Raw genomic sequence first — 15,429 nt, 5'->3', positions numbered from 1 at the left:
GTTCCTGTTAACGGTACAGGGCGATCAGGTTTTTCTTGCGCTGATAGCGTGATAACCGCTCGGCGAGTACCGTGGGTAGGCTGGTGCAGGGCATAAAGCCCAGGCTTGCATAGAAGCTGTGCAGGTCTGGATGGCAGAACAACCAGACCGGTTCCCTGGCCTGCACCAGGGCCTGTTCGAGCAATTGGCGCGCCAGCCCCTGGCCGCGTTGACTCGGCGCGACAAACAGGCCGCTAAGCCAATACCCATGTGCCAGCGGGCGCAGGCATAGGGCGGCGACAATCGCTGTGTGCTGCGCGACCCATACCTGAGCCTGGCGGTCAATGCGCATGGGGGAGCGATGGGCGCGATAGAACTCATCCACCAGCGGTAGCAGTGGGGCCGGAAGGGCGTGGCAGTGCAGATCGGGCATGCGGGTCAGTCGTTTATCGAGAGCGGCGGGTTCGCGGTCTATCTGCCCGGTAGCAGGCCATTGGCCTGTGCTGGGTGGAGCCTAAGGGGGTCAGTCATACCACCTCCCGACGGCATGAGCCTGGACGGCTTGTAGTCTACGCCGACGACTGAATAGCCGGACAGTCGCGCGTTAAGGCCGCGCACCCTGGGGGTTCCAGTCCGCTTGTGGCGCCGGAGCGGCATTGGGCGGGCGTCATGGTCTCAGGCGTGGCGCAGCAGGCGTTCGGCAGTGATCTCTGGTAGGTCCTGGCGCTGCATATAGCGCCGCAGTGGTTCGCCGATACTCAGGCGCTCGTCGATGCGCAGGTCGAGCAGCAATTGCAGGCGATCGCGCTTGAGGGTCATCAGCTGATCCGGTCCGGCGCACCAGACGAACTCGCAACTTGGGGTGATGCTGTCTTGCGGTACATCCAGGCCGAATGAATCTTCGCTGAAGCGCACGATATGTTGGCCGGTCCTGGCATTGAAGCCGACAAAACCCTGCAGTTGGTCGGCGGCCTGGCAGATGCTGGCGGACGTGATACTCATATGAACCTCGCGCGTGTCGACTGTGTAGACCCTTGGGGGGTTGGTCGCTACAGGCTAAGGCGTTACGCGCGACGTGCATTGCTTCTGATCAATAGGCCGACCGTTAGGCGCGAATTCGGCTTGGCGGGGTGCTTGCTGGGTTCGGCTGGCCAGCACTGCCGTCGAATGCAGCCTTGGGCGGCACGCAGGGTCAGCATTGTGTTGCAGGCGTTCGGCGGCCTGATGAGGTCCGTGGGCTGCGCCGCGGCCGGCTGTTTGACCCGGCAGGTGCGGTTTTATTCGTCCCTGGACGTGGAAAAGGCGTTGATCTGACCGAAAGGTGCGCTGTGCATGCCGACATTTACCGCCATCAAGGGCGAGTTGTTGATCCAGATGTCGTCGATCACGATGGTTTTGCCGATGTCGTCATTGTCCGCCGCCACCAGCAGGTAGTAAGTCCCATCTTCCGGCGCCTCGCCATCCCAGCCCAGGCTGATCTGACCGACCAGGCCGGAGGCGCGGGTTGGTTGGCTGGCGATTACCGTGCCGTAGGCGTCGAGCAGCAGCGCCCGCGGTTTGAGGGCGAACTTGTTGAAACCCAGGCAGGCGTTGTGACACAGCGAATTGACGTTGAGCGCATAGTGTTCGCCCTTTTTCAGTTCCAGGGAGAACACCCGGTAATTGGAGATCGAGCTGCCGAAGTCAAGGCGCGGCTGATCCGCGCCGATCTGCCAGGTTGGCGGCTGCAGTCCGGGATTCAATGGCAGGGGGATCGCCTGGACATTGTGGATGGCTTCGAGATTGCTTTTGGCGATCGGTCCCTGCGCCGAGCGCGCGGCGTGTTCATCGGTCGACGGCGGGATCCCGGCGCAGGCGCCGAGCAGCAGGCAGGTGGCCAGGGTGATTAGTAGGCGCATGATAAAACTCCTCGATGACAGCGTCCTTGTGTGCCCATCACGCGCTCCCAGCGCGACGGGCGGGCATTCTACTCGCTTCGAGCCATCCTGGGTGTGATCGATGCCTTTTGATCGCTAGGCGGGCAAACGCTGATCCGTTCGATCGTAGTGGTTGAGGGTTCACCGTGGGAGCCTGGTCCTTGCTGAGCGCAGGCGACCATCCTGCAGCCAGGGCATACCGGGCAGAGGGTGATCGCCGAACCGATTCGGCTGGATCAATCGGCGCCGAGAATCTCCTTCATGACCGCGGCGAGGTCGCGGATAGCCTGTTCACCATTGCCGGTAAAGGTCGAGCCATGCATGGTCGCGAGCGTCTTGGGCTGGAGCTGCGCCAGGCGCTCGAGCGTCGGCGCGGTCTGTGGGGTGTAAGGCATGTAGGCGGCGAACGGGCTGCTCTCATAGTCCAGCAATGTCTGCCTGGCCCTGCCGATCACGTCCGAGGAGGTGATCGGCTCGACATCGCCGTTCTGGTGGAAGAGGTCGGAACAGAGCAGGGTGCCCTGGGTTTCCTCGAAGAACAATCCGGCATCCCAGCAGTGGGGGACGTGCGGTGTACGCAGGAAGCGCAAACGATATTTGCCGGTGCTGAGCAGTTCCCCATCGTCGAGCGCCTGAGCGGGCCTGGCGGCCACCACATCGTCGACACTCACCAGCTTGCCAACCACACTGCACAGGGCGCAGGCCTCTGGCGCCAGGGTCTGCCACTCGCGTAGCGAGCCGCACTCATCGGCCTCGAAGTGACTGAAGGCGATCCAGCGCAGCGTCGTCGGGTCGATCAGGCGAGCCACTGCTGCCTTGACGGATGGAAAGAGGCCCCGCATGCCGGTATGCAGCAACAAGGGCTGCTCGTCACGTAGCAGAAACTGATTGAACTGCAGGTTTGCCTCCGGCACGTAGGTTGATAGGCGATACAAGTCCGGCGCAATTTCGCTGACAACAGTCATGGTAAGCCTCCGTTAGGCTGAAAGCCGCGCTGGACGGTAACTGTCCGCACACATCAGGAACTGGCGCGGTGAAGCACTGAGCCAATGGCCGCCCAGCAGCGGCCGGTCTGGCAGTCGGCTGCTCGAACGATGCCATCAGCAACTATAGCTCTTGCCTTCTGTAACCCACGGCAAAGCCGGATTTTGGCTAGGACGGGGCGGCCATTCCGGCTGCCTCGCGTTTGGGGCTGGAAATCGCGGGCGGGGAATACTGCCCGTCTGAATATCGGAACCAATGCGTTGGTCAAAAAACGATCCAGCTCATGCCTATTCCCTGCGCAATCAGTATTTCTGCAAATTTTCACGACGTTGATTATGGTCAATCAATGATTCGTTAGGCATGCAACTATTTCGCCTGGATTTATCGCTACTTCTGCCAGTAAGGATGAGGACAGGCACATGAAAGAACGTAATTACAAGCGTGCAATAACGGAATTCGCCCTGCTGTCTTGTATGGTGGCGCTGGCCTCGACAGCCGCAGTCGCCGCGACCGAAGCGGATCTGCCGGTGATCGTTCAGGAGTTGGTTGCACCTCCGGCGCTGCCGGCGCCAATTACCCGCAAGAGCCCGGCGCGGGTGGTGGTCAATCTGACCGTGGAGGAGGTCGAGCGAGAAATAGCGCCTGGTACGCGCTATATGTTCTGGACGTTTGGCGGCACCGTGCCGGGTAAAATGATCCGGGTGCGTGAAGGCGATACCGTCGAACTGCATCTGCAGAATCTGGCCAGCAACAAACTGCCGCACAATATCGATTTGCATGCGGTGACCGGCCCGGGTGGCGGCGCCGGGCAAACCCTGATCGCTCCGGGCAACGAAGCGGTCTTCACCTTCAAGGCATTGGCCTCGGGATTGTATGTCTATCACTGCGCCACGGCGCCAGTGGGCATGCATGTGGCCAATGGCATGTACGGCATGATTCTGGTCGAACCCAAGGAGGGCATGGCCAAGGTTGACCGTGAATACTATGTAATGCAGGGCGACTTCTATACCTCGGGTGCCTACCGCGCCGAGGGGCTGCAGAACTTTGACATGCAGAAAGCGGTCGATGAAAAGCCCACCTATGTATTGTTCAACGGTGCCGATGGCGCCCTCACTGGCGAGAGCTCGCTGACCGCCAACACCGGCGAAAAAGTGCGCATGTACTTCGGTGTCGGCGGCCCCAATCTGGTTTCCAGTTTTCATGTGATCGGGGCGATTTTCGACCGGGTCTATGGCGATGGCGGCGTCCGTTATCAGGAGAATGTGCAAACCACCCTGGTCCCGCCCGGCGGCTCAACCATTGTCGAATTCGTACCCAAGGTGCCGGGCAACCTGACCCTCGTCGACCACTCGCTGACCCGCGCCTTCAACAAGGGGGCTGTCGGTCTGCTGACGGTCAGCGGGGCAGCGCAACCGGAGATCTATAGCCAGGGTTTGAAAACACCATTGCCGGTCATGGCCGGCGCGCCGGTTAAAGCCGTTGCCGCGGCCGTGCCCGAGAGCGCAGTGCCACTGGCGCGCGGCAAAGGCGTGTTCGAGCGGGTTTGTGCGGCGTGCCACTTGCCGGATGGTTCGGGCGTTGCCGGGGTGTTTCCGCCCTTGGCCAACTCCGATTTTTTCCAAGAGCGGCCGTATGAAATGGCTCACATTGTCATGTACGGGCGCAGCGGCGAGTTGGTGGTCAATGGCGAGCACTACAACGGTGTAATGCCCGCGCAGGACCTGAATGACGAAGATGTGGCGGCGGTGATCAATTACATCAACGTCGAAATGAACCAAGGCAAGCCCGTACTGACCCCGAAGATGGTCAGCGATATGCGTCAGATCAAGAAGTTGTGAACCTGACGCTGAAGTGCGCCTGGGCGGCCCGTGCGCTGCTGTTCTGCTGCGCGGGCATCGCCGGCAGTGGCTGGGCCGCCGATTACCGGTTGTTGAGCGGTGGCGAGTTTCGCAGCGTGCTGCCGGCGGATGGCGAAAGCTCGCCGGCCAGCATTCAGCCGTTCTGGCTGCGTAGCAAGCCGGTGAGCAATGCCGAGTACCAGGGATTTCTCCAGGCACATCCGCAATGGCGGCGTGGCAGGGTACCTGCGGTGCTGGCGGGCACTGACTATCTGGCGTCGTGGGCCGGGCCGCTGGCGTTTGCGCCGTTGCAGGCGAGCGCACCGGTAACCCAGGTCAGCTGGCATGCCGCCCAGGCCTTCTGCGCCAGTGAACAGGCGCGGTTGCCAACCTGGTACGAATGGGAGTTTGCCGCCGCGGCCGACGAACTGCGTGCCGATGCGCGGAGCGACCCGCTTTGGTTGGCGCGAATTCTCGCGTGGTATTCGCGTCCGGCCAGCCAGTCGCCCCAGGCCATAGGCCTGCAACCGGCCAATTACTACGGGATCCAAGATCTGCATGAGCTGATGTGGGAGTGGGTCGAGGATTTCAATGGTCTGTTCGTCAGCGCCGACAGCCGGACTCAGGGCGAGCAGAAACAGCTGGCGTTCTGCGGTGGCGCGGCCCTGTCGCTGAGCGACAAAAACAACTACGCGGTTTTGATCCGATTGTCCCTGCTGGCGGCCATGGAGGCTGATCAGGGCGGTAACTATCTGGGCTTTCGCTGCGCGCGCGAGCCAGCCCCTCAACTATCGGGAGCCCCCAATGACTAGAGTCAAACGTCTGAGTCAGGCGCTGCACGGCGCCTTGTTGTCCGCTGTCTTGCTGCTGACCCCCGGCGTATTGCCGTGGGCGCAGGAGGCGCCTTTCAATGCCACGCTCGCCAGCTTGCCCGCCGACTCCTTGTATGGGTTGGCGATGCCCCTTACCGATGCACAGGGCGAGCGTTTTGATTGGCGTGAAATGGCCGGCAGGCCGCTGCTGGTCACCATGTTCTATGGCGACTGTGCATCGGCCTGCCCGGTGCTTATGCAGAGCCTGCAGCGGACCATCGCCGAACTCCAGCCCGAGGCGGGTACGCTCCAGGTGCTGATGGTCAGCCTGAATCCACAGCACGACACCCCAGCTTCGTTGGCCCATCTGAGCCACATGCACCAGCTCGATCAACGCTTTTTCCGTCTGGCGGTGGCTGCCGATGAAGGTCAGACCCGCGCCATGGCGGCCGTGTTGAAGATCAAGTATCGGGCGCTGGACAATGGCGAAATAAGCCACAACACCAGGGTCACCTTGTTGAATGCATCCGGTCAGGTTATTGCCAGCAGCACATTGCTCAAGCCCACGGCGGACCAGGCCCTGCTTTCTGACATTCGTCAGGCGCTGCAGTGAGACGTGGGCATTGACTCTGTCTGCTCGCATGGGTGAATCCTCGGCGTTGACTGCGCCGCGGCTGTCTATGCTTAGCGCATCGAGGGCGGCTTATTAGGCTTGCGGGACTCTTGATGCCCCATCGCCTGCTTGCAGGTGATGGGGGAGCCGGACTTTGCCGCTCTCGCTCGTGGCAGAATCTTCAGCTTGGCGGTGGAGCAGTACGTCCAGGCCCTTAGCCGGATCAGTCCTCAATGACAGTGCGCCGCCCGCTCAAGGTCCTTTTCTATTGCAACGTGCTGATTGTCTGCCTGCTGCTGGGCTACAAGGCCTACCTGAACATTGTCTTGTCCGACTTCGCGGCCGAACACACCAGCCAGATAGAGGCCATTCAGGCGCGGCTGCAGGGCCGGGATAGCTTCAGTTTCGCGGTGGTGGGCAATATCAATAACTCCATCGGCATTTTCGAGCGGCGGATTATTCCCATGCTCAATGCATCCGGTGTCGATTTCATCATCTCCGCCGGCAATGCGGTCAGCGGCGGCGGCGAGGACAAGTACCGGGCGTTGCACGGCACCCTGAGCCATCTGCAGATGCCCTACGTGTTGACCTTTGGCGCCCATGAATACCAAGAGTTCGGCAGCTATCGGTTCTACGAGCACTTCGGCCCGCATTTTTTCAGTTTCCGCGCCGGCAGCAGCCACTTCATCTTTCTCGACAGCACCGGCAAAACGCCTTGGCGCTGGCAGATTCTCTGGCTCCGGGATCTGCTGGGTCAGAGTGATGTACGGCAAACCTTTGTCTTTACCGGCCAGCCGCTGCTGCACGGTGAAGTGCCTGCCCGCCTTGCCGACGAACAGGATTACCTGCAGCCTGCGGCGTTCCGTGAAGCGCTGCTGGGGCTGTTCGCCGAACACCCCGTCGATGCGGTGTTTGCCGCCAACCTGCCAGTGTTTTCCGAGCAGCGGCGCGGCAATACCCGGTTCATCAGCAGCGGTGGGGCGGGTGGTCTGCTCCTGAGCGATCAGGCCAGTTTTCATCATTATGTGCAGGTGTCGGTCTCTGCCCAGGGCGTCGGCGTCCAGTTGCAGCGTCTCAACGTGGGCCAGCACCCGCTCTTCAAGCAACTCGAGAGCCTCTGGTTCTTCATCTATTCACTGTTCTACGTGGGCTACCTGAATTTCATCCTGCTGGTCTGCGGTCTGACCATCGCCGCGATCAAGCTCTACACGCTGGCCTTCGTCGAACGCGACTATTACCCGAATTTCGATCTGGATCCCTCGCCCTGGGTGGAGAAACCCCTGCGAGTGGTGATGTTCACCAACAACTACCTGCCGTTCATCGGTGGCGTTCCCATCTCGATCGAGCGGCTGCGCCAGGGGCTGGACGCCATGGGCAACGCTGTTCTGGTCATCGCGCCAAGTTATCGGGACCAGCCGCGCGAGGAGGCCGATGTCGTCCGGGTCCCATCGGTCCTGGCCATGGGCGAGAAGCGGGAATTCCGCCTGGCCAATATTTTCCTGAGGCGTATCGGTCAGGCGGTCAGGGACTTTCGCCCCGACCTGATCCACCTACACCATCCGTTCTGGCTCGGCTCGTTGGGCCTGTTGCTGGCACATCGGCTGCGGGTACCGGCGGTGTTTACCTACCACACCCGGCTGGAACACTATGCCCACTTCGTGCCGCTGCCGGGCATGCTCTTTCGCAACTTGATCTCCCATGCGCTGATCAAGCGCTTTGCCAATAAATGCGATGCGGTGATCGTGCCGACATACTCCGCCGAAGAATATTTGCGCATGATCGGCGTGAAGCAGCCCGTCTTCGTGCAACCCACGGGCATCGACTGCCAGGGCTTTCACGAAGTTACGGAGGAACAGGTCGGCCGCCTCAGGGCGTCGCTGGGCATTGGCGAGGAGCAGGTCCTGATCAGTGTTTCGCGGCTTTCCAATGAAAAGAATATCGATTTCCTGGTCGATGCGATCGCCAGTCTGCGGGGGCTGACCGAGCGTCCCTTCCTTGTCCTGATGATCGGTGATGGCCATCAGCGTGAGCGGCTGCTCAGGCGTATCGACGAGCTTGACCTTGCTCGCCATTTCAGACTGCTCGGCGCGGTAGCGCCTGAGGACATGGCGACTTACTACCGGCTGGGCAAGCTGTTTCTATTTGCGTCCAAATCGGAGACCCAGGGCATGGTTCTCCTCGAGGCCATGGCGGCGGGTTTGCCCGTGGTGGCGGTACGCTCGAGTGGTATCGATGATGTGATCAGGCAGGGCTATAACGGCTTCAAGACCCCGGAGAACATTGCCCAGTGGTGCGCCCGGGTGCGCCTGTTGCTCGAGGACGAGCGGCTGCGCGAAGACATGTCCAGGCACGCCCTGCTGGTGGCCGAGGAACACTCCATCGAACAGTTCGCAGCGGGGGTCAAGGAGATCTATGGCACGGTCATGGCTGCTTCGCGTGCCCAGCCAGGCGCTCGATGGCGCTGAGGGCTTCGGCGCACTGCTACAGCCGGCCTTCCTGGTGCAGGCGGCGCAGCACCCAGTGGCGGTAGCCCCAGGAAAACATGGGTTTGAGACCGGGCAGGCCGAGTAACCAGGCCAGTGGGCGCAGGGCCGGGGTGCGCGCCATCAGCAGGATGTAGGCGTCCAGTTCGCGGTGGATGCGGCCTTGGGCGTCTTCGACGTGAAGTTCGGTCAGGGCCAGGTACGGGTCGATGCCGGCCCCACGCAACTGCTCTTCCTTGCCGGTGATGTCCACCCACTCGACGCTGTCATCGCTGCGCGTGCGCAGCTTTTCATAACGTCGACGGTCGGCCACGCAGCGCGGGCAGGCGCCGTCGTAATAGACCTTGAGTCTGGCCATTGGCCCGGCCTGGTTGGGAGTCTATTAGCAGTTTAGAGCAGAAACGCGCGCCCCTCGGGCGAGGGGCGCAGCGGTTCAGCGGTTGTGGCAATCTCGAGCGCCGTAGCGAGGCCCTATGCAAACGCTGGCGGCCGCAGTCGGCGAGCGTTTTTGACGGTCTCTTAGATCAGCTCGGCCCACATGTCGTATTCGTCGGCGTCGACGATGCGTACCCGTACCTTGTCACCGGGCTGGACCTCGGTGCTGGCGATAAACACGCTGCCGTCGATTTCCGGGGCATCGGCATAGCAGCGCGCCACTGCGCCCTGGTCGTCGACTTCGTCGATCAGTACTTCCAGTTCCTGGCCGATCTTCAACTGCAGGCGTGCGGTGCTGATCGCCTGCTGATGCGCCATGAAGCGATCCCAGCGATCCTGTTTGACGTCGTCGGGCACATGGTTATCCAGCAGGTTGGCCGAGGCGCCTTCTACCGGCGAGTACTGGAAGCAGCCGACGCGGTCGAGCTGGGCCTCAGTCAGCCAGTCGAGCAGGTACTGGAAGTCTTCTTCGGTTTCGCCGGGGAAGCCGACGATGAATGTCGAGCGGATGGTCAGTTCCGGGCAGATCTCGCGCCAGTTCTTGATCCGCGCCAGGGTCTTGTCTTCGAAGGCTGGACGCTTCATGGCTTTCAGCACTTTCGGGCTGGCGTGCTGGAAGGGGATGTCCAGGTAGGGCAGCAGCTTGCCGGCGGCCATCAGCGGGATCAGCTCGTCGACGTGCGGGTAGGGGTAGACGTAGTGCAGGCGCACCCAGACGCCCATGCTCGAGAGCGCTTCGCAGAGTTCGGTCATGCGGGTTTTCACCGGCTGGCCGTTCCAGAAGTCGGTCTTGTATTTCATGTCCACGCCGTAGGCGCTGGTGTCCTGGCTGATCACCAGCAGTTCCTTGACTCCGGCCTTGACCAGGCGCTCGGCTTCGCTGAGCACTTCGCCGACCGGACGGCTGACCAGCTTGCCGCGCATCGAGGGGATGATGCAGAAGCTGCAGCTGTGGTTGCAGCCTTCGGAAATCTTCAGGTAGGCGTAATGACGCGGGGTCAGTTTGATGCCTTGCGGTGGCACCAGGTCGATCAGCGGGTTGTGTTCTTTGCTCGGTGGTACCACTTCATGTACGGCGTTGAGCACTTGCTCATACTGCTGCGGGCCGGTGACGGAGAGTACGCTGGGGTGGACATTACGAATCGCGCTTTCTTCCACACCCATGCAGCCGGTGACGATGACCTTGCCGTTTTCGGCCAGGGCCTCGCCGATCACTTCGAGGGACTCGGCCTTGGCGCTGTCAATAAAGCCACAGGTGTTGACCACCACCACGTCGGCGTCCTGGTAAGTCGATACGACTTCGTAACCTTCCATGCGCAGTTGCGTGAGGATGCGTTCGGAATCGACCAGGGCCTTCGGGCAACCGAGGCTTACGAATCCGACTTTCGGCGTGGCAGGGGTGGACATGCGGCGAACCTCAGGCTTTGAAGGATGGGCGCTGGAGGCGCCTCTGATCAAAAAGTGCGCAATTCTAGCGGTGGCTTGCAAACTTCGCCAGTACTCTTGGACGCGTGAGGCAATTAGCGGGCGCTGGCAGTGGCGTCGCCAAGACATTCTGCACGGTTGTGCGGGGGCGTTGAGCGCCCAGTGGCGCAATTCGGACGCTACAGAGAGGAAGGGCGTGCCGGCATGTGGCAAGCCCTTCTTCTCTATGGGTGGCAGGCGGGTAAGCGGATTACTTGCGGCTGGGCAGCATCATTCTCAGAGCATTGTCACCGCGAACGTAATGATGAAACAGCCCGGCTGCCGCATGCAGGCCGATCAGCCAATAGCCGGCCTGGGCGATCCATACGTGCCAGTGTTCGAATTGCTTGGCGAGCGCATGGTCCTTGCTGAGCAGTGCGGGTAGTTCCAGGCCGAAGAATGGAATCGGCTTGGCTTCGGCGCTGAGGATCAGCCAGCCCAGCAGTGGGGTGCAAATCATTAGCAGATAGAGCGCCAGGTACATCAGCTTGGCAAGCTTCGTTTGCACCCTGTGCGGGACAGGCTGGATCAGAGGGGTAGGTGCGATCAGCCGCGTCAGGATGCGCAACCAGACCAGTGTCAGGATCGACAGCCCAAGCATGAAGTGCAGCTGCTTCATCAGTGCGCGGCCATCACTTCCTTTGGGGAACAGGCCGCGGTATTCCATGGTGAAGTAGACCGTAGCAATCAGCAGTAGCATCAGCCAGTGCAAGCCGATGGACAGCTTGCCGTAACGGGATTCGGTGTTTTTCCAGGTCATGATTGGGGCGGCTCCGGCGTGGTTGATTCAAAACTGCGCCTAGCTTAAGCGGCGAACCTTAAGCATTGCTGAGCAGGGCGCCGTCGCCACAAACAAAAAAGGCCACTCGATTGAGTGGCCTTTTTTGAGTATCTGGTTGCGGGAGCAGGATTTGAACCTACGACCTTCGGGTTATGAGCCCGACGAGCTACCAGACTGCTCCATCCCGCGCCGCAAATTCTATCCGAACAGGTGCTTTTGTCAATTGATTTCTGCTTTTCAATCAAATACTTAAATCCGCAAGGCGGGCACAAACAAAAAAGGCCACTCGATTGAGTGGCCTTTCTTGAGTATCTGGTTGCGGGAGCAGGATTTGAACCTACGACCTTCGGGTTATGAGCCCGACGAGCTACCAGACTGCTCCATCCCGCGGCGCCAATTCTATCGCCAAAAAACTGTCTGTCAACTCCTGTCTTGGAAAAACTGTTGTTTGTTCAAATGCTTAGCGTTGTTCTGGGGGCTTGAGTCGGGCGTCCGGCCTGGCGGGCCGGGGCTTGACGAGGGATAAGGCTGGGCACGCGGCCTGTCCGGCCTGGCCTGATATGTGCGGTTATGTGCCGGCCGATGATCGCTGGCGTAGCCCATCAACCCGCTGTTGGGCTAGAGTCGGCGGTTATTCAGTTGGAGGATGATGATGGGACTTGAATGCAAATCCTGCGGTGCGCCGCTACCGAACCAGGCAGCGACTTGTCCGGCCTGCGGCGCCGCAGTGCCGAAGAAGATGAAGCTGTTGCCCTTGGCGGCCTTCATGCTGATCGTCATCCTGGTGATTCAGGCCTATATGAACAAGCCTGAGCCCGAGGCCGGCGCCGTCGAGCCGGCGCCAGCAGCCACTGCTGCTGAGTAGCGGGCTGCTGAATTAACGACTGCACATCATGAGCGCGAGAAAAATCATCCACGTGGACTGCGACTGTTTCTATGCCGCTATCGAGATGCGTGACGACCCGAGCCTGGCCGGTAAACCCTTGGCGGTGGGGGGCGCCGCGGATCATCGTGGGGTGGTCGCTACCTGCAATTACGAGGCCAGAGCCTATGGGGTGCGCTCGGCGATGGCCTCCATGCATGCGTTGAAGCTGTGTCCAGACTTGCTGATCGTCAAGCCGCGGATGGATGCCTACAAGGTGGTTTCGCGCGAAATCCAGGCGATCTTCCGTGAGTACACCGAGCTGATCGAGCCGCTGTCGCTGGATGAAGCCTATCTGGATGTCTCGGATAGCCCGCATTTTGCCGGCAGTGCCACACGAATTGCCCAGGACATTCGCCGGCGGGTCTCGCAGGAGCTGCACATCACCGTCTCGGCGGGCGTGGCGCCGAACAAGTTCCTGGCCAAGATCGCCAGCGACTGGAAGAAGCCCAACGGCTTGTTCGTGATCACCCCGGATCAGGTTGAGGCGTTCGTTGCGGCCTTGTCGGTGAGTAAACTGCACGGGGTCGGCAAGGTGACCGCCGACAAGCTGGCGCGACGCGGCATCCGCACCTGCGCGGATCTGCGTGAATGGAGCAAGCTGGGCCTGGTGAAAGAGTTCGGTAGTTTCGGCGAGCGTCTCTGGGGACTGGCCCGCGGCATTGACGAGCGTGCGGTGCAGACCGACAGCCGCCGACAAACGGTCAGCGTGGAAACCACCTACGATCAGGATCTAGCAGACCTGCCGGCCTGTCTTGGGCAGCTGCCACAGTTACTCGACGAGTTGGCGAGGCGCATGGCGCGGCTGGATGCGAGTTATAGGCCGGACAAGCCCTTCGTCAAGATCAAGTTCCACGACTTCACCCAGACCACCCTCGAGCAGGCCGGTGCGCGCTGGGATCTGGACAGTTACCGGCTGCTGCTGAGCGCGGCCTTTGCGCGCGGTAACAAGCCGGTGCGGTTGTTGGGCGTCGGTGTGCGCCTGCATGACTTGCGTGGGCGCCATGAACAGTTGGAGTTGTTTGCGCGGTAACCGGCCCCGCGCAGGTATATCCGCAGGGTGTTCGGTTTGCCCCCTCCTTGAAGCTCAGCCTTGTTCCGGCCACAGGCGCAGCGGCTTGCCTTCGGCGGGCCATAGGCGCAGCTGCTCGATCGGCGAGACATCCCAGCGCTGCACCTTGCCCAGGCTGTCGAGGAAGCGTGCTTCTTGCTCCATCAGTGCCGGGGCGCAGATTTTTCGGGTGCTGCCGGCGGTGTCGAAGTCGAGTTGTTGGCCGGCCAGCTTGTACCTGGCGAACCAGTGGTTGCAGCCGGCGTTACCGTAGGCCCGACCATCCTCGCCGAATGTGATGGTCAGATGGCTGCGGTCGATCAGCGGGCGTTCGCCAATCCATTCCACTTGGTAGGTGCGTTCGGTCTCGAGTTGCACTGGTGCACTGGCGCAGCCGAGCAGGCTGGCGCTGAGCAGGCTGGTGGCGAGGGCACGTGTCATGGCGCTTCCTGCCGGCATTGCGTGCACTGGTGGTGGCCTTTCTGGCTGCTCCAGCCCAGCTGCTTGATCCGTGCTTCGGCTGCTGGCGCCTGGGCTTTCTTGCCGAGTGCGGCGTCGACGGCAAACTCGAAGTCGAGCTGGGCGGCGCAGCCGTCGCAGTTGACCTGCCAATTGAAGATCGCCAACTCGCCAAAGACCGGGCCTTTGGCGACTGCAACCCATTGCCCGGGCGGGTTGATCAGGTGGCGTACCTTTTCGACCTCCAAGCGCATGCTCAGCTCGCGACTGCCTTTGAGGGTGACCAGCAGGCTGTCGCCGCTGCGCATCGAGCCGCCGTTGCCGGTGACCTGGTAGCGGCCCGGTGCCAGTGCGCGGCATTCAATCAGGGTGTGTTCGGGGTTGAGCAGGGTGTAGCGAAAGTCGTGTTCGGCCATGGTTCCTCCAAGTCAGCGCAAATGCTATCACGCGCCGGCCTGCACCTGATTGCTCGGTGAGCCGGCGGCCCAGGCGGCGATGTTGTCCAGGGTGGTGCGGGCGATGGCTGCCAGTGCTTCCTGGGTGAGGAAGGCCTGGTGGGCGGTGATGATCACGTTGGGGAAGCTCAGCAAGCGTGCCAATACGTCGTCCTGCAGGGGCAGGTCGGAGCAGTCCTCGAAAAACAGCTCGGCCTCCTCCTCGTAAACATCCAGGCCCAGGTAGCCGAGCCGGCCGCTTTTCAACGCGCCAATCAGCGCCGGGGTATCGATCAGGGCACCGCGACCGGTGTTGATCAGCATGGCCCCGGATTTCATCTGCTGCAGACTCTGGGCGTTGATCAAGTGATGGCTGCTTTCCGTCAGCGGGCAATGCAGGCTGATGATGTCGCTATCGGCTAACAGTTGCGCCAGTGGGACCTGGTGGCCGCCCAAGTCTGCCAGGCCCGGAACGGGAAGTGGGTCGAACACCTGCAGGCGGCAACCAAAGCCGGCCATAATCCGTGCGAAGACCATACCGATCTTGCCGCCGCCGATGATGCCAACGTACTTGCCATACAGGTCGAAGCCGGTCAGGCCGTGCAGGGAGAAATCGCCTTCGCGGGTGCGGTTGAAGGCGCGGTGAATGCGCCGGTTGAGTGCCAGGATCAGCGCCACCGCATGCTCGGCCACTGCGTGCGGTGAATAGGCGGGCACCCTGGCCACGCACAGGCCAAGCCGCTGCGCTGCCTTGAGGTCGACATGGTTGTAGCCCGCCGAACGCAGGGCGATCAGGCGTGTGCCGCCATCGGCCAGGCGCTGCAGTACCGGCGCCGAGAGTTCATCATTGATAAAGGCGCAGACCACCTCATGGCCCGCTGCCAGGGCGACGCTGTCGATGGTCAGGCGTGCCTGCTGGAAATGCAATTGATAGTCAGCGGGTGCGCCAGCGGTATTAAAGCTGTCGCTATCATAGGGCTTGCTACTGAAAAAGAGGATTCGCATGCTGCCTCCTGGTGGACTGTACGGTCAGTTGCTTGGCTCAAATTCGCCGGCTTGAGCCTTATCCGTGGGCGGGCTGCGTCTCGGTCTGTCCTGCATCGCGACTGCGCAAGCTGGCGGCCCGCATGCGCCGCGGGGTGCGTGCCCCACATGGCGGGGGGAAATGCCCCAAGCCCGCCGGCGCCCTCATGGATGGGGGCGAGAGCGGAATCAGGAACATTTTCGAGCGCGGGCGCGGCCTCCTGCAAGGTTTCGG

At 61.5% G+C, this 15,429-nt stretch carries 16 protein-coding genes and 2 tRNA genes; 6 read left to right on the top strand and 12 right to left on the bottom strand.

Features of this window, described 5'->3' with window-relative positions; genetic code table 11:
• Positions 1 to 7 precede the first annotated feature (7 nt).
• The 4 genes from PH586_RS06815 to PH586_RS06800 form a co-directional block, all read right to left on the bottom strand.
• Entirely contained in the window at positions 8 to 412 is a 405-nt protein-coding gene (locus PH586_RS06815; protein ID WP_271346995.1) for a GNAT family N-acetyltransferase, read from the bottom strand.
• 242 nt (positions 413 to 654) lie between these two features.
• Positions 655 to 981, bottom strand: a complete 327-nt coding sequence (locus tag PH586_RS06810) for a DUF2025 family protein (RefSeq protein ID WP_271346994.1) — start codon at positions 979 to 981, stop codon at positions 655 to 657.
• Positions 982 to 1,256: 275 nt separating this feature from the next.
• Positions 1,257 to 1,877: a hypothetical protein gene (locus tag PH586_RS06805; protein ID WP_271346993.1), complete on the bottom strand. Its 621-nt coding sequence runs from the start codon at positions 1,875 to 1,877 to the stop codon at positions 1,257 to 1,259.
• A gap of 254 nt (positions 1,878 to 2,131) precedes the next feature.
• Entirely contained in the window at positions 2,132 to 2,860 is a 729-nt protein-coding gene (locus PH586_RS06800) for an oxygen-binding di-iron domain-containing protein (protein ID WP_271346992.1), read from the bottom strand.
• A 438-nt stretch (positions 2,861 to 3,298) separates the two neighbouring features.
• Here PH586_RS06800 and nirK point away from each other — a divergent pair, with 438 nt between their 5' ends.
• The 4 genes from nirK to PH586_RS06780 all read left to right on the top strand — a co-directional run bounded on the left by nirK (position 3,299) and on the right by PH586_RS06780 (position 8,607).
• Positions 3,299 to 4,717, top strand: a complete 1,419-nt coding sequence (nirK, locus tag PH586_RS06795) for a copper-containing nitrite reductase (RefSeq protein WP_271346991.1) — start codon at positions 3,299 to 3,301, stop codon at positions 4,715 to 4,717.
• Complete coding sequence (locus PH586_RS06790) at positions 4,714 to 5,529, top strand: formylglycine-generating enzyme family protein (RefSeq protein WP_271346990.1); 816 nt, start codon at positions 4,714 to 4,716, stop codon at positions 5,527 to 5,529. The genes nirK and PH586_RS06790 overlap by 4 nt, the downstream gene beginning before the upstream one ends.
• Entirely contained in the window at positions 5,522 to 6,142 is a 621-nt protein-coding gene (locus PH586_RS06785) for an SCO family protein (RefSeq protein ID WP_271346989.1), read from the top strand. The genes PH586_RS06790 and PH586_RS06785 overlap by 8 nt, the downstream gene beginning before the upstream one ends.
• Positions 6,143 to 6,375: 233 nt before the next feature.
• Complete coding sequence (locus PH586_RS06780; protein ID WP_271346988.1) at positions 6,376 to 8,607, top strand: glycosyltransferase; 2,232 nt, start codon at positions 6,376 to 6,378, stop codon at positions 8,605 to 8,607.
• Positions 8,608 to 8,623: 16 nt separating this feature from the next.
• On the opposite strand, the gene PH586_RS06775 is transcribed toward PH586_RS06780, so the two are convergent.
• The 5 genes from PH586_RS06775 to PH586_RS06755 all read right to left on the bottom strand — a co-directional run bounded on the left by PH586_RS06775 (position 8,624) and on the right by PH586_RS06755 (position 11,695).
• Positions 8,624 to 8,983, bottom strand: coding sequence for a thiol-disulfide oxidoreductase DCC family protein (locus PH586_RS06775; protein WP_271346987.1), 360 nt, complete (start codon positions 8,981 to 8,983; stop codon positions 8,624 to 8,626).
• A gap of 161 nt (positions 8,984 to 9,144) precedes the next feature.
• On the bottom strand, positions 9,145 to 10,467 hold the full coding sequence (rimO, locus tag PH586_RS06770; RefSeq protein ID WP_271346986.1) for a 30S ribosomal protein S12 methylthiotransferase RimO: 1,323 nt from the start codon (positions 10,465 to 10,467) through the stop codon (positions 9,145 to 9,147).
• 268 nt (positions 10,468 to 10,735) lie between these two features.
• Positions 10,736 to 11,284, bottom strand: a complete 549-nt coding sequence (locus PH586_RS06765) for a cytochrome b (protein ID WP_271346985.1) — start codon at positions 11,282 to 11,284, stop codon at positions 10,736 to 10,738.
• Positions 11,285 to 11,417: 133 nt separating this feature from the next.
• Positions 11,418 to 11,494, bottom strand: a tRNA-Met gene (locus PH586_RS06760).
• A 124-nt stretch (positions 11,495 to 11,618) separates the two neighbouring features.
• A tRNA-Met gene (locus PH586_RS06755) sits at positions 11,619 to 11,695 on the bottom strand.
• Between the two features lie 262 nt (positions 11,696 to 11,957).
• Between PH586_RS06755 and PH586_RS06750 the strand changes: the two genes are divergently transcribed.
• Both PH586_RS06750 and dinB read left to right on the top strand, forming a co-directional pair.
• On the top strand, positions 11,958 to 12,170 hold the full coding sequence (locus PH586_RS06750) for a hypothetical protein (RefSeq protein ID WP_271346984.1): 213 nt from the start codon (positions 11,958 to 11,960) through the stop codon (positions 12,168 to 12,170).
• A 28-nt stretch (positions 12,171 to 12,198) separates the two neighbouring features.
• Positions 12,199 to 13,260: a DNA polymerase IV gene (dinB, locus tag PH586_RS06745; protein WP_271346983.1), complete on the top strand. Its 1,062-nt coding sequence runs from the start codon at positions 12,199 to 12,201 to the stop codon at positions 13,258 to 13,260.
• 54 nt (positions 13,261 to 13,314) lie between these two features.
• On the opposite strand, the gene PH586_RS06740 is transcribed toward dinB, so the two are convergent.
• The 3 genes from PH586_RS06740 to PH586_RS06730 are packed head-to-tail and all read right to left on the bottom strand — an operon-like array spanning position 13,315 to position 15,176.
• Positions 13,315 to 13,719: an META domain-containing protein gene (locus PH586_RS06740; protein WP_271346982.1), complete on the bottom strand. Its 405-nt coding sequence runs from the start codon at positions 13,717 to 13,719 to the stop codon at positions 13,315 to 13,317.
• A complete protein-coding gene (locus tag PH586_RS06735) occupies positions 13,716 to 14,153 on the bottom strand; it encodes a hypothetical protein (protein ID WP_271346981.1) in 438 nt (145 codons plus the stop codon). Before PH586_RS06735 ends, PH586_RS06740 begins: the two co-directional genes overlap by 4 nt.
• A 27-nt stretch (positions 14,154 to 14,180) precedes the next feature.
• A complete protein-coding gene (locus PH586_RS06730) occupies positions 14,181 to 15,176 on the bottom strand; it encodes a 2-hydroxyacid dehydrogenase (protein ID WP_271346980.1) in 996 nt (331 codons plus the stop codon).
• Positions 15,177 to 15,429 lie beyond the last annotated feature (253 nt).

Source organism: Pseudomonas aestuarii (genome assembly GCF_027988105.1).
Taxonomy (GTDB): Bacteria; Pseudomonadota; Gammaproteobacteria; order Pseudomonadales; family Pseudomonadaceae; genus Aquipseudomonas; species Aquipseudomonas aestuarii.
The sequence above is the reverse complement of the archived record's forward strand: the minus strand, read 5'-3'. Positions and strand labels throughout refer to the sequence as shown.